12 protein-coding genes are annotated in these 13,761 nt (G+C 53.3%); 4 read left to right on the top strand and 8 right to left on the bottom strand.

The window, feature by feature from the left end; translation table 11 throughout:
- Nucleotides 1-200 precede the first annotated feature (200 nt).
- On the bottom strand, nt 201-536 hold the full coding sequence (locus FE839_RS01405) for a zinc ribbon domain-containing protein YjdM (RefSeq protein WP_138358400.1): 336 nt from the start codon (nt 534-536) through the stop codon (nt 201-203).
- Nucleotides 537-1,071: 535 nt separating this feature from the next.
- Here FE839_RS01405 and proP point away from each other — a divergent pair.
- Complete coding sequence (gene proP / locus FE839_RS01410; protein WP_138358402.1) at nt 1,072-2,574, top strand: glycine betaine/L-proline transporter ProP; 1,503 nt, start codon at nt 1,072-1,074, stop codon at nt 2,572-2,574.
- 50 nt (nt 2,575-2,624) lie between these two features.
- Here proP and melR read toward each other — a convergent pair whose 3' ends face one another.
- A complete protein-coding gene (gene melR, locus FE839_RS01415; RefSeq protein ID WP_171034803.1) occupies nt 2,625-3,563 on the bottom strand; it encodes a transcriptional regulator MelR in 939 nt (312 codons plus the stop codon).
- Between the two features lie 241 nt (nt 3,564-3,804).
- Between melR and melA the strand changes: the two genes are divergently transcribed.
- Entirely contained in the window at nt 3,805-5,157 is a 1,353-nt protein-coding gene (gene melA, locus FE839_RS01420; protein WP_138358406.1) for an alpha-glucosidase/alpha-galactosidase, read from the top strand.
- A gap of 94 nt (nt 5,158-5,251) precedes the next feature.
- The gene (gene melB / locus FE839_RS01425; RefSeq protein WP_138358649.1) at nt 5,252-6,685 is read left to right on the top strand and encodes a melibiose:sodium transporter MelB; all 1,434 of its coding nucleotides are present in this window, start codon (nt 5,252-5,254) and stop codon (nt 6,683-6,685) included.
- A gap of 200 nt (nt 6,686-6,885) precedes the next feature.
- Here the strand turns inward: melB and cbpM are convergent, their stop codons facing one another.
- The 3 genes from cbpM to FE839_RS01440 form a co-directional block, all read right to left on the bottom strand.
- Complete coding sequence (gene cbpM, locus FE839_RS01430; RefSeq protein WP_138358408.1) at nt 6,886-7,191, bottom strand: chaperone modulator CbpM; 306 nt, start codon at nt 7,189-7,191, stop codon at nt 6,886-6,888.
- Nucleotides 7,191-8,111 carry a curved DNA-binding protein gene (gene cbpA, locus FE839_RS01435; protein ID WP_138358410.1) on the bottom strand — a complete coding sequence of 307 codons (921 nt, stop codon included), beginning with the start codon at nt 8,109-8,111 and terminating at the stop codon, nt 7,191-7,193. The genes cbpM and cbpA overlap by 1 nt, the downstream gene beginning before the upstream one ends.
- Nucleotides 8,112-8,261: 150 nt before the next feature.
- Complete coding sequence (locus FE839_RS01440) at nt 8,262-8,942, bottom strand: TerC family protein (RefSeq protein ID WP_138358412.1); 681 nt, start codon at nt 8,940-8,942, stop codon at nt 8,262-8,264.
- Between the two features lie 222 nt (nt 8,943-9,164).
- Here FE839_RS01440 and FE839_RS01445 point away from each other — a divergent pair, with 222 nt between their 5' ends.
- Nucleotides 9,165-9,953, top strand: a complete 789-nt coding sequence (locus FE839_RS01445; protein WP_138358414.1) for a DsbA family protein — start codon at nt 9,165-9,167, stop codon at nt 9,951-9,953.
- A 30-nt stretch (nt 9,954-9,983) separates the two neighbouring features.
- On the opposite strand, the gene pgaD is transcribed toward FE839_RS01445, so the two are convergent.
- The 3 genes from pgaD to pgaB are packed head-to-tail and all read right to left on the bottom strand — an operon-like array spanning nt 9,984 to nt 13,754.
- Nucleotides 9,984-10,418, bottom strand: a complete 435-nt coding sequence (pgaD, locus tag FE839_RS01450) for a poly-beta-1,6-N-acetyl-D-glucosamine biosynthesis protein PgaD (protein ID WP_138358416.1) — start codon at nt 10,416-10,418, stop codon at nt 9,984-9,986.
- Entirely contained in the window at nt 10,418-11,746 is a 1,329-nt protein-coding gene (pgaC, locus tag FE839_RS01455) for a poly-beta-1,6-N-acetyl-D-glucosamine synthase (RefSeq protein ID WP_138358418.1), read from the bottom strand. The genes pgaD and pgaC overlap by 1 nt, the downstream gene beginning before the upstream one ends.
- Nucleotides 11,739-13,754: a poly-beta-1,6-N-acetyl-D-glucosamine N-deacetylase PgaB gene (pgaB, locus tag FE839_RS01460; protein WP_138358420.1), complete on the bottom strand. Its 2,016-nt coding sequence runs from the start codon at nt 13,752-13,754 to the stop codon at nt 11,739-11,741. The genes pgaC and pgaB overlap by 8 nt, the downstream gene beginning before the upstream one ends.
- Nucleotides 13,755-13,761 lie beyond the last annotated feature (7 nt).

A 13,761-nucleotide genomic window follows, 5' to 3' on the forward strand; every position in this document is an offset into this window, starting at 1 on the left:
GCCTCCACGAAGGGCAAACGCATATTGACTTCGGAACATGGGGCGATCCTGACGGTTTTTTGTGACGTTTCAGTTAAGAGACGATGACCGGGGGATGAAGAGTTGGTGCCAGCGGGATGACAGGGGAGAAATGTGCGTGCGGCTGCTTTCAACCCTGACCCGCTCCCGTTTGAGGAGCGAGTCAGGATAAGGGGGATTAATCAGTTCTTTTTGACAAATTCAGATTTTAGTTTCATTGGACCAAAACCATCAATTTTACAGTCAATATTATGATCGCCTTCGACCAGGCGGATATTTTTCACTTTAGTACCGATTTTTAGCATTGAAGAGCTGCCTTTAACCTTCAGATCTTTTATCACAGTAACGCTATCACCGTCGGCCAGTAAATTGCCGTTGGCATCTTTGACGATCAGCACATCATGATCGTCCGCAGGCTCGGCATTATTCCATTCATGGGCGCATTCCGGGCAGATAAACATGCCGCTATCTTCATAAGTGTATTCAGAATGGCATTTGGGGCAGTGTGGCAGTTGCATGACGATCCTCGCGGTTACTGGATAAAACAGGACGTTGGTCCATTAAATGGCGGCTGATAGCCGAAAGTAACATTGATTATAACGTAATCACGCACTTTTGTCGGGACTTTTTTACCATGAATTACGGCGGCGAGAGCAAATATATCTCACCGGTCATTGCAGAATAATCTCCATAAATAATCCAGATATTTCCGGAAATATATCGCTCGTCTCCAGTATTCATTGAACTTATTCTTCTCGGACGACGCTGCTTAAGGGGAATAACCTGTGAGGTTGATCACAAATTTAAACGCTGTTAGGGTAAAAAAGCGCGATCGACAATTTACGCGACGTATTAGCGATTCCGCGTAGTTAATTATGGCCAGAGCAGGCGTCAACAGGTTCGGTTGTACGGACTGTCCGCAGACAGTGCAGGCAAACCTGCTACGCTTGAAATGTGGAGCACAGCAATTCGCCGCTCCCAACGCATGACGCGAATGACGTTGTCATTTGGCGCAGATTCGTGCGCTCAAGGCGAGAGCAAAAGAGGAAAATTATGCTTAAAAGGAAAAAAGTAAAGCCAATCACGCTTCGGGATGTGACCATCATTGATGATAGCAAACTAAAGAAAGCGATTACCGCAGCGTCGCTGGGCAATGCGATGGAATGGTTTGATTTTGGGGTTTATGGTTTTGTTGCGTATGCGCTGGGTAAAGTCTTTTTCCCCGACGCGAATCCCAGCGTGCAGATGATTGCCGCACTCGGTACTTTTTCCGTTCCCTTCTTAATTCGTCCACTGGGTGGCCTGTTTTTCGGGATGCTGGGCGATAAATATGGCCGACAAAAGATTCTGGCGATAACCATCGTTATTATGTCGATAAGTACATTCTGTATCGGCCTTATTCCGTCGTATGCCACAATTGGTATCTGGGCGCCGATTCTGCTGCTGCTGTGTAAAATGGCGCAAGGGTTCTCGGTCGGCGGCGAATATACCGGCGCGTCGATCTTTGTGGCGGAATATTCGCCGGATAGAAAACGTGGTTTTATGGGGAGCTGGCTGGATTTCGGGTCGATTGCCGGCTTCGTGATGGGCGCGGGCGTGGTGGTACTGATTTCCAGCGTGGTGGGGGAAGCGAACTTCCTCGACTGGGGCTGGCGTATCCCGTTCTTCCTGGCGTTGCCGCTAGGGATCATCGGTTTGTACCTGCGTCATGCGCTGGAAGAGACCCCGGCGTTCCAGCAGCATGTGGATACCCTTGAACAGGGCGACCGCGAAGGTTTGCAGGAAGGCCCGAAAGTCTCCTTTAAAGAGATTGCGACGAAACACTGGCGCAGCTTATTGACCTGTATTGGTCTGGTGATTTCCACCAACGTGACCTACTACATGCTGCTGACCTATATGCCGAGCTATCTGTCGCATAACCTGCACTATTCGGAAGACCATGGCGTACTGATTATTATTGCCATCATGGTCGGGATGCTGTTCGTGCAGCCGGTTATCGGGATGCTCAGCGATCGCTTTGGTCGCCGCCCGTTCGTGCTGATTGGTAGCGTTGCGCTGTTCGTGCTGTCGATCCCGGCGTTTATTATGATTAACAGCAACGTTCTCGGCCTGATTTTCGCCGGTCTGTTGCTGCTGGCGGTTGTACTGAACTGTTTTATCGGGGTGATGGCCTCGTCGCTGCCGGCGATGTTCCCGACGCATATCCGTTTTAGCGCGCTGGCCAGCGCCTTTAATATCTCGGTGCTGATTGCCGGTCTGACGCCAACCCTGGCGGCGTGGCTGGTGGAGAGTACGCAGAACCTGATGATGCCGGCTTACTACCTGATGGTGATTGCGGCTATCGGCCTCATTACCGGCCTGTCGATGAAAGAGACGGCGAATCGTCCGCTAAAAGGGGCGACGCCTGCGGCCTCCGATATCCAGGAAGCAAAAGAAATTCTCGGCGAACACTACGATAACATCGAACAGAAAATCGAAGATATCGATCAGGAAATCGCTGATCTACAGGAAAAACGGACCCGTCTGGTGCAGCAGCATCCACGCATTAACGACTAATTCGTTTTTATGGTGATACATGCCGCCGTGGGAAACCCCGGCGGCATTTTTTACGCCTGTATCGGCGTGAGGCTCTGACGGCGCTGGCGACTCAATTTGCGGTACTGCTGCGGCGGCATACCGACATAGCGGGTAAAGGTGCTGTAGAAACGGCTGCTGGAACGGAAACCGGCGGTCAGGGCGATATCAAGGATGGTTTTGTCGGTATCGCTAAGCAGCGCGCGTACATGATTAATACGCATGGCGGTAATGTACTGCTTCATGGTTTGCTGCATCACTCGCTGAAACACGCCCATCGCGTAGTTTGAGTTGAGCTTAACGTGTTCGGCGACGGCATCGACGGTCAGGGCCTGGTCATAATGGGCGGCGATAAACTCCAGCATCTGGCTGACATAAAACTGGGCGTGGCGCGAGACGCTGTTTTTATGCGTGCGTGAGGTTTTATTGACCAGCAGCGGCTGCCAGCCGGAGAGACTCAGACGCTTGAGCATCAGGGCGATTTCATCGATCGCCAGTTGACGGATCTGTTCATTGTCGTTGCTCAGCTCCTGCTGCCAGCGGCGTACTTCAAACGCGCTTAGCTGCTGGGCGGCGAGGGATTTAATCACCATGCCGTGGGTGACGTGATTAATCAGTTCACGGTCCAGCGGCCACGAAAGAAACAGATGCATTGGTAGATTGAATATCGCCATCTGCTGGCAATTTCCGGGGCGGGTAAGCCGATGGGGCGTACAGGCCCAGAACAGGGTGATGTAGCCCTTCTCAATGCGCACCACTTCGTTGTTAATCACATATTCCACATCGCCGTCGAACGGCACATTCACCTCAACCTGGCCGTGCCAGTGGCTGGTGGGCATGGCATGCGGCGGACGCAGTTCGATATCCATGCGCTGATATTCGGAATAGAGCGCCAGCGGGCTGCGGCTCTGTTTTTCGTCGCTGCTGCACATGTGCGGATCGGGGGGCAGAGAGGTGAAGCGGTGTTCCATCATGTCAGTGATTCCTGGCGCGTCGGAGTGGTTGCGCGGTGGTCCTGGGTTGCCTACAGCTTAGCGGAATACATGGCCCGTTTTCTCTCCTTTTCGGACGATCTGTTCCCGAAAACTCATATTTTGTGGCGTTCAATGGTCGATCTGAGTTTCCGGGAATCCTCCGGTGGGAACAGGGCAGCGTAACGAGGCGGCGGCGTGCCACTCTGCAATGGTTCAATAACCTGATGGAGAGAGCGCGATGTCCGCCCCTAAAATTACTTTTATCGGCGCCGGTTCAACGGTGTTCGTCAAAAATATTCTCGGTGATGTCTTCCAGCGTCCGGCGCTGAAATCGGCGCATATCGCGCTGATGGATATTGATGAAACCCGCCTGGAAGAGTCGCATATCGTGGTGCGTAAGCTGATGGATTCCATCGGCGCGAACGGCAAAATCAGCTGCCACCGCGATCGCAAAACCGCATTGCAGGACGCCGATTTTGTCGTCGTCGCCTTCCAGATTGGCGGCTATGAACCCTGCACCGTGACCGATTTCGAGGTCTGTAAACGCCACGGTCTGGAGCAGACCATTGCTGATACGCTGGGGCCTGGCGGCATTATGCGCGCGCTGCGCACCATTCCGCATTTATGGGCGATCTGCGAGGACATGGCCGAAGTGTGCCCGGACGCCACGATGCTCAACTACGTCAACCCGATGGCGATGAATACCTGGGCGATGTACGCCCGCTACCCGCATATCAAGCAGGTTGGCCTGTGCCACTCGGTACAGGGAACCTCGGAAGAGCTGGCGCGCGATCTCGATCTTGATCCGGCGGATTTACGCTACCGCTGCGCGGGGATCAACCATATGGCATTTTATCTGTCGCTGGAGAAAAAGCTGGCCGACGGCAGCTACGTCAGTATTTACCCGGATCTGTTGCAGGCCTACGCCGACGGGCGGGCGCCGAAGCCGAATCTGCACGGCAACCCACGCTGCGAAAACATCGTGCGCTATGAAATGTTCAAAAAACTGGGTTACTTCGTGACTGAATCTTCAGAACATTTCGCCGAATACACGCCGTGGTTTATCAAGCCGGGGCGGGAAGACCTTATTGCGCGCTACAAGGTGCCGCTGGATGAATATCCGAAACGCTGCGTGGAACAACTGGCTAACTGGCATAAGGAGCTGGAGAGCTATAAGAGCGGCGAACGCATCGACGTTAAACCTTCGCGCGAATATGCCAGCACCATCATGAACGCTATCTGGACCGGCGAACCCAGCGTGATATATGGCAATGTGCGCAACGACGGTCTCATTGATAACCTGCCCCAGGGCTGCTGCGTGGAGGTGGCCTGTCTGGTGGACGCCAACGGCATTCAGCCCACCAAAGTCGGCACGCTGCCGGCACATCTGGCGGCGCTGATGCAGACCAACATCAACGTGCAGACCTTACTCACCGAGGCGATCCTCACGGAAAACCGTGATTACGTCTATTACGCCACGATGATGGATCCGCACACTTCCGCCGTGCTGGGGATCGAAGAGATCTACGCCCTGGTGGACGATCTGATCGCCAGCCACGGCGACTGGCTGCCGGAATGGGTGCGCCGCTAATCTTCACATTCCGCTGGCCGCGATGGGCCAGGCGGCACCCGTAATGCTCTATCAAACACCTGAAGGAGGCGCTGGTGACAGCGATCTGTGCCCTATGAGTATTTCAATGACAACAAAGCTCAGCTACGGATTTGGTGCCTTTGGTAAAGATTTCGCTATCGGTATCGTTTATATGTATCTGATGTATTACTACACCGATATCGTTGGACTGTCGGTCGGGGTGGTCGGCACACTGTTTCTGGTGGCAAGGATCCTTGATGCGATAGCCGATCCAATCATGGGATGGATAGTAAATTGTACGCGATCGCGATGGGGAAAATTCAAACCATGGATACTGATTGGAACTCTTACCAACTCGATCGTGCTGTACATGTTGTTCAGTGCGCATCACTTTTCCGGTGGTGCGCTATTAGCGTGGGTATGGGTGACTTATCTGCTATGGGGATTCACCTATACCATCATGGATGTACCGTTCTGGTCGCTGGTGCCGACAATTACTCTTGATAAACGCGAGCGTGAGTTATTGGTACCCTATCCGCGCTTTTTTGCCAGCCTGGCGGGGTTTGTCACCGCAGGGATAACGCTGCCGTTTGTCAGCGCCGTCGGTGGCGCCGATCGCGGTTTTGGTTTCCAGATGTTCACACTGGTGTTGATTGCGTTTTTTATCGTTTCAACCATCGTGACTTTGCGTAATGTACATGAAGTTTATTCCTCTGATAGCGGTGTTAGCGAGGATTCCAGCCATCTTTCGCTGCGGCAGATGGTGGGGCTTATCTATCGGAACGATCAACTTGCTTGCCTGCTGGGGATGGCATTGGCCTATAACACGGCAGCGAATATTATCTCTGGCTTCGCCATTTACTACTTCACTTACGTTATTGGTAGCGCGGAGATGTTCCCTTATTACATGTCCTACGCTGGGGCGGCGAACCTGTTGACGTTACTGTTTTTTCCAAAGCTGGTGAAAGGATTGTCACGGCGCATTCTTTGGGCAGGCGCATCAATAATGCCGGTACTGGGTTGCGGCGTGCTGCTTCTGATGGCAATAGGGGGGATATATAACATCGCGCTGATTTCGCTGGCTGGCGTGTTGCTGAATATTGGCACTGCACTGTTCTGGGTGCTGCAAGTCATTATGGTGGCTGATACCGTTGACTACGGCGAATATACGATGAATATCCGCTGTGAGAGTATCGCTTACTCAGTTCAGACCCTGGTGGTGAAAGCGGGGGCGGCGTTTGCGGCCTGGTTTATCGCTATCGTCCTGGGCGTCATTGGTTATGTACCGAATGTCGCTCAATCGGCACAAACGCTGTTGGGGATGCAGGCGATTATGATTGCGCTGCCAACGCTCTTTTTTGCCCTGACGCTATTCCTCTATTTTCGCTACTACAAACTGAATGGCGATATGCTGAGACGTATTCAGATTCACCTGTTGGATAAATATCGCCGGGTACCGGAAGCGGGAGGCGAAACGGAACAGTCAATAGTGGTGACTAATCAGGTCGCCATAAGCATTCGAAAATAGGTTAAGGAGGGGAGAACGGCATTCTGTTTCCAGTTCAGAATAGCGTAAGACGGGTAAAAAGACGGTTTGCTGGGATTGTTACTGGCTGAATGTTTATGTAACCCGGCCTGGCATAGCACAAGCCGGGAAATAAGAAAGGCGTCTGGTTGACAGAATACCGGGAACGTCGCCTGGTCCCTCTCTCCGCGGGAGAGAGGGACTTAACTGTGCGTCAGAAAACGCGCCAGTCGATGTTGCAGGATGCGGTTTTCGCGGCTAAGGCGCGCGTTCTCGTCCATTAGCGTCAGGGCCACGGCGATACCCGGCCAGTCCAGCTCCAGCTCTTTGCGTAAGCGCAAGGCACGGTGAACGATAGCGATCGCGCTATCATCAAACAGCCAGTTTTCCCGCTGCGGCTGGCGGGGCTCAATCATACCAAGACCGACGATTTCGTTAAGATCCTCTTCGGAAACGCCGGTATGGAGACAAAATTCGGTAATGGTGAACGTCACTGTTATCTTAGCCATCAGGCTTTCCCCCATGTCTTACGTGGCTCGAAGCTGGCGTGTTCATCCGCCAGTTGTTGCCAGAGCGCGCGGCTCTTTTCATTCGGTTTTGGCGGCATCACGATTTTAATGACCGCATACAGATCGCCGGTGGTGGTTTTGCTTGCCAGTCCTTTACCCTTCACTCGCAGGCGCTGCCCGGCCTGGCTGCCAGGCGGAATGGTCAGCAGGATGCTCTCTTTCAGCGTCGGAATGGTGACTTTGGCCCCCAGCGCGGCTTCCCATGGGGCCAGCGGCAGGACGATTTCAAGGTTATGGCCGACGATATCAAACAGCGGATGCGGGGCGATGTGAATCACCAGCCACAGGTCGCCGTTCGGGCCGCCATTCTGCCCGGGGGTGCCCTGGCCTTTCAGGCGGATGCGCTGACCATCAACGACCCCGGCAGGTATTTTGACGTTCAGCGTTTTCGGCGTTTCGCTTTCTACCATGCCAAAGACGTTATAAACCGGCAGGTTATAGCTGATAGTGCGCGTCTGTTCGGTTAGCGTCTCTTCAAGGAAGACCGCAACTTCAATCTCTAAATCATGTCCCCGCGCGCTGTGCTGGCGGCGGCTGCGGTGTTCCTGTTGACCGAACATGGAGGAGAAGATGTCGTCGAAATCCTGCTGGCTGTAGCTCTGCTCGTGGGCATGCTGCTGCTGACGACCAAATTGCGGATCGTTACGATGCTGCCAGAGCTGGTCGTATTCAGCGCGCCGCTGATCGTCTTTGAGGACTTCCCAGGCTTCGGCGAGATCTTTGAATTTGGTTTCGGCATCGGTTTCTTTGCTGACATCGGGGTGATATTTACGTGCCAGACGGCGATAGGCGGTCTTGATGGTTTTCAGATCGTCCGTTGGCTTAACCCCTAAAATGGCATAATAATCCTTTAATTCCATGATGTTATCTCATTTATGCGCAAGGTTACGGTTACAGATCCCTGGATCAGGTGTCTGTAATAAGCGTAGGGCAAATGAGGACGGATGTGGGGGAAAAGTGGGGGGAAACTTGACGCCGTCGGGATTGACGGCGACAGAGTACTGACAACGCTATTTGACAGATGCGCTGCGGTTTTTGCGCATGCTCTCCAGCAACACCAGCGCTGCACCGACGGCCCCACCTTGCAGCGGCAGGCTGTCGGGGGCGTGGGGAAACAGATGGACGATGGTGACATCGGTCATCATCATTGAACCGGCAATCCAGCCGATCAACGCTCCTCCCAGCATCACCAGGGAGGGAAAGCGGTTGAGACTTGCCAGCACCAGTTTACTGCCCGCGACGATAATGGGAATGCTGATTAATACGCCCAATGCGACCAGCACCAGATGGCCTTTTCCGGCAGCCGCAACCGCCAGTACGTTATCCAGCGACATAATAACATCGGCGACGGTGATGGTAAGCACCGTGCGCCACAGGTTACTGGAACTGTTGATTTCGCTCTCTTCTTCCTGCCTGGTGGCCAGCTTGATACCGATCCATAACAACATCAGCGCGCCGACCACTTTTAGCCACGGCAATGAGAGCAAATAGATTGCGATGGCCAGCAGCACTACGCGGGCCACTATGGCGCCGACGGTGCCGAGAAGAATGGCTTTGGTTCGTTGGTGCGCGGGAAGTTTACGACAGGCCATTGCGATCACGACGGCGTTATCGCCGCCCAATAACAGATCAATAGCGATAATTTGCAGCAAAATAATGGTTACGTCCCACTGACTGAAAAACGCGTTCATACTCAACTCATGCAGCTAAAAAAGAGACCCTACAGGGAAAAACAGGGGACGAAGCGTACTCCCGTTTACCTCTGTTGACTACCAGACCAAGAGAGAACGTCTTCAGTTATTGAAAAATATCGTTACGAATCATTGTGCCGTCCGGCAATGATCCGCGGGCAAAGGATGATATTTTGTTGGCAGAGGCCCACCTGCCGTTCACCTATCGCAAGGATTTCCTACATGCCCGGCTATAAGCATTTACTGACACTCACCTTGATTGGCGCCACGCTGTTTCCCGCGCTGGCAAACGCCGCTGATGCCCCTGCCCCGACCTTTACGCCCGAGCAGGAAGCCCGTATTGGCAAAATCGCGGCGGACTATTTAGTCGCGCATCCGGAGGTGCTGCTGCAGGCCAGCCAGAAGCTGCAACAAATTCAGGAAGAGCAGCAGGCCAGCGCAGCCACTCAGGCCGTACTAAAGAACGCCGCTGAGCTGACCCTGGATAAAAATACACCGACCTATGGCCCTGAAGACGGCAAAGTGACGGTAATCGAATTTTTTGATTATCAATGTGTTTACTGTAGCCGCCTGGCGCCGGTAATGGCGCAGGTGATTAAAGAGAATCCACACGTCCGTTTTGCCTTTAAAGAGTGGCCTATTTTTGGCAGCCGCTGGGCCACTTCGCTGGACGCAGCGAAAATGGGGCTGCAGATTTATCAGCAGAAGGGGGCTGAAGCTTATCTGACGTTCCATAACGGGATTTACGCGACCGGGCATAATGAAGGCAAGCTGACGGCTGCCGATATTCAGCAGCAGGCTAAGAAAGTGAATTTCGATGCGAAGAAAGCCACGGATGTCGAGCCCGTGCTGGAGGAGATTAACCATCTGGCGCAGGATATCGGCTTAAGCGGTACGCCTGGGGTTATCGTGATGCCGACCACCGATGCGACGGAAGCGACGATTACCGTGTTCCCGGGGCTGGCGGACAAGGCCTCGCTGGATGCGGCAATTAAGAAAGCGGGCGGTTGATAACGCCCTCGCAGGTTATACCGCCTGGCGTCAATACGCCTTTTCCGCTGACTGGCTAATTTTCAGATCGATAATTCTGCCAATCTGATCATGATAAACCGTCAGTAAATTATATTGGCTCATCTCCGAGATGATTTGTGGTGCAACATCAAAGCTTTCGGCAAGCTCGTCGTGGCGCAGCGATGACAGACGACCATGTCGCCATGCGTTAATGCGCCGACGGTTATACTGGTACCACAGAATAAGCAGCCAGGCGTTGATTGCCGCAATCAGCAGATATACCAGCACGGTATTAAAAGAGGCAACGATGATTTCCCAGCGATGACTGCTGTGTGCTGTTATCTGCATGAGCACATTCGCATACAGGAAGAACAGGAAACCGGCCCAGGCGAGAAGGGTTAACGCGCCATCGAAAAGCCGGGGTAATAAGCGGTCTTCAGTTAAGATTAGCGTTTTTTCGTTCATCAGGTTCTTCCTTTTCCTCGATCCGGGCTGACCCAGCGAGCCCGGGAACGTTTATGTTTCAGCATGACTTTGGGGAAGGCGACCAGCGTGGTGAACAGACCAATCATCCAGTACACCATCGGGAACCAGATAACCCAAAACAGCGAGCTGGCGACCTTTTTTTCATAGCGCCGCTCAATATAGAGGCTGGCGATAAACTGCAGCAGACACATTACGCCCAGCAACAGGCCGGTAAATTCCGGCGGAAACAGGCTGCGCACGGTGAGATTGGCCGGGAGAGGGATAATATGGCTGGCGATAAACAGAACAATCGTGATCCCATAGGCGAACGCCCACAGCGTCGAGAACGCGTACTCCAGCAGCAGCGGCCACATACGGTGGTGCTCCCAGTGAAATAGCCGACGAAGATTGACCAGAAAGACCTCGGCACCTCCTTGCGCCCAGCGCAGACGTTGCTTCCATAGCCCCTTTAGCGTCTCCGGCATCAGTATCCAACACAGCGCCCTGGGCTCAAAAAAGATCGCCCAGTGCCCGAGTTGTAGCTTCCAGCTGATATCAATATCTTCGGTTATCATGTCCGGGCTCCAGTAGCCCACATCCGCCAGCGCCTGACGGCGAAATGCGGCGATAACCCCGGAGACCGTAAAGACCCGACCGTAGATGCGCTGAGTGCGTTTAATCAGCCCGATAATGGATGAAAACTCGCCGACCTGAATACGGCCAATTAGCGTTGATCGCGTGCGGATTCGCGGGTTGCCGGTTACCGCGCCCACATGTGGATACTGAATAAGCGGCGCGACCAGATAAGCCGCCGTATCGCGATCGAGCAGGGCATCGCCGTCGATGCAAACCAGCAGATCGCCGCGCGCGGCGGCAGCGCCCGCTTTAAGGGCAACCGCTTTACCCTGATTTTCGGCCAGATGAATAATCCGCAACTGAGCGGATTCTTTTGCCATCTGGTTAAGAACCTGAGCGGTATTGTCTGAAGAGCCGTCGTTGATAGCGATAACTTCAATATTTGAATAACGCTGGGCCAGCGCCGCGCTGATGGTCTCTCTGGCGTTTTTTTCCTCATTGAAGCAGGGGATTAAAATAGAGATCAATGGGTTGCCATCAAGTACCGGCGGCGGCGTCTCTTTTCCCCATGGCCAGTGTCGTTCCAGTTGGAACCAAAAATAGAGCCCGCCGGTTATCCACAGGATCGACATAAACAGCGGCCAGAAGAAAACGAAATCCAGAATCAGTTCGCCGGTAAAGATGGCGGCCATGCTTAACGGCAGCCCGAATACCAGGCATAAAAGAGAGAATGCGATAATTCGATCAGTCATTTGCAGGATACCAGTACGATGAGAATTCAGGCCTGATGCGCGAAATATCAGGTTGGTTGTTAATGAAGTCATCCGGGTAGTAGCCGTAATTTTTTACGCCGTTAAGCTGAAGCTGGCGCATCCATTCTCCTAACTGCTTATCGGATATGCCGTTTTGTTGCTGGCGGTTCCAGTCTCTGGCCTGTAGCTCAAAAATTGTTTTATCCAGCGCCGCAGGCCGACTTGCTACGGCGTGAACCAGTCTGCTCAACCAGGCGTCGCTCTCGCTTGACGGGACTGACTCCATCAACGGCATGGCCATGGGAACCGTCCAGTCGTAGGTCGCGAGGAAATCATCAAGATTTTGCGCAAACCAGGTTTCGCTCTCCGGTTCGAGGATTGGCATGGCAAAAATATTGCGCGCTGTTTTAACCTGCGGGCCGCGTACGCTTTTAACCGCTGAACTTAGCGTTTGGGTAAATTGAATTAACGCCTGACTTTTAAAACGGCTCCAGGCATGAAGCTGGCTTGCATTGTTGCGAATGGTGTCGATATCCCCCGTGAAACCCGCTTCATGCCATGCGGTCATGGCAGCCGGGCCGGCATCTTCGAAGTCCGTGAGGACGGCGTCATCATGAAATAATATGCCGTCGAAGCTGGCGTAACGGGCAAGATCCTCGTAGATATCAACGATCTGTTTGCGTACCCGCGCATCCCAGGGCGATAGCCGGATATAGGGGCTGACGGATTTCTGTGAACGGCCGGTTTGCGGTTCCTGGCGCTGTACCCGGGGAAGGGACGGGTCTAAATCGAAAGAGAGAACCGGCATCCAGGCATAGACTTTTACCCCGGCGCGGCTTCGAAGCTGCCAGGCGACAAAGTTAAACAGATCGGCCCTCATCGGTAACCAGCGGTTCGGAAAGTAGAGCGATTTTATGTTGCCGTCACCCAGGGGATCGGAAAACGCCTGCAAAAAAACATAATTTATTTTCATATCGAAAATACGCTGAATCAGCCGGTCGATATTTTTTGTTTGCTGAACAGGGTTCTTGTCATACACATAATCGAGATCGACATGGACAACCCGCACCGGGCTTGATTCCTGAATCTGCGTAACGGAGTTAGAAAAGGCTTTGATCGAGGGATTTCCCGAAATAAGCAAACGTGGAATATCCTCCAGATCCCGAACGTCAGCCAGCCCATCATTAAGGGTAAAGGCCAACTGATAACCCTGGCTTTTGGCGATAGCGAGCGTGGTGCCGCTGGCTGCGCCATAGGGCCAGACCCAGGCTCGCGGCGTTTTACCGGTGACCTGTTTTATTTTTTCGGTTATTTTGCTCACGTCCTGGCTAACGCGCCGGGAAAACTGCCGATCGCTTTCGTAGCGGCCAGAGTCCTTGTCATACCGGCGATTAGCGATAGCGGGTTCATGGCTGCCCTGTGGATTAGCCAGAATTCCGTAATGGGATGCCCAGGTATGAACGCCTATTTCAACCAGCGGAGAACGGCTGAGCTCTTGCACCATGTCCCAGGTAGCAAAGCGTTCTCGTGGCGTCATCAGGCCGCCAAAATCAACCTGCTGCTGGAGCGGCGTATCCACCCAACTGCCTACCGGCGCCCAGAGTGCGGGTACGTTCCATGCTTTGAGTAGCGGCCAGACGCGCGTGTAAAAACTGCTATAGCCGTCATCGAAGCTGAGTAAAAAAGCTTTTTCTGGCAGAGTGTTAAGGCCATTGTGGGCATCCAGAATATCCTGGACGCTGACCGCATGATAGCCGTTATGCAGTAGCCAGCTTATTTGGTCGTTAAGCGCGCTAGTGCGCACTGCCAGATAGCGCTGGTCGGCGGGGCCATCTTCAACATCATGGTAAGCCAGAACCAGAAACTTATTCTTAGGCCACGGCTTGTTCATCTCCAGCTGCGGTCTCTCTTTTGGCGCGAGGAACGTGATGCTTTGCGCATACGGACCGGAGATAACCCATAGCCAGCCGATAACTATCAGGCTGATGCGGATACTTTTGCTCAGCATGTTTATC

Source organism: Klebsiella indica (genome assembly GCF_005860775.1).
Taxonomy (GTDB): domain Bacteria; phylum Pseudomonadota; class Gammaproteobacteria; order Enterobacterales; family Enterobacteriaceae; genus Klebsiella; species Klebsiella indica.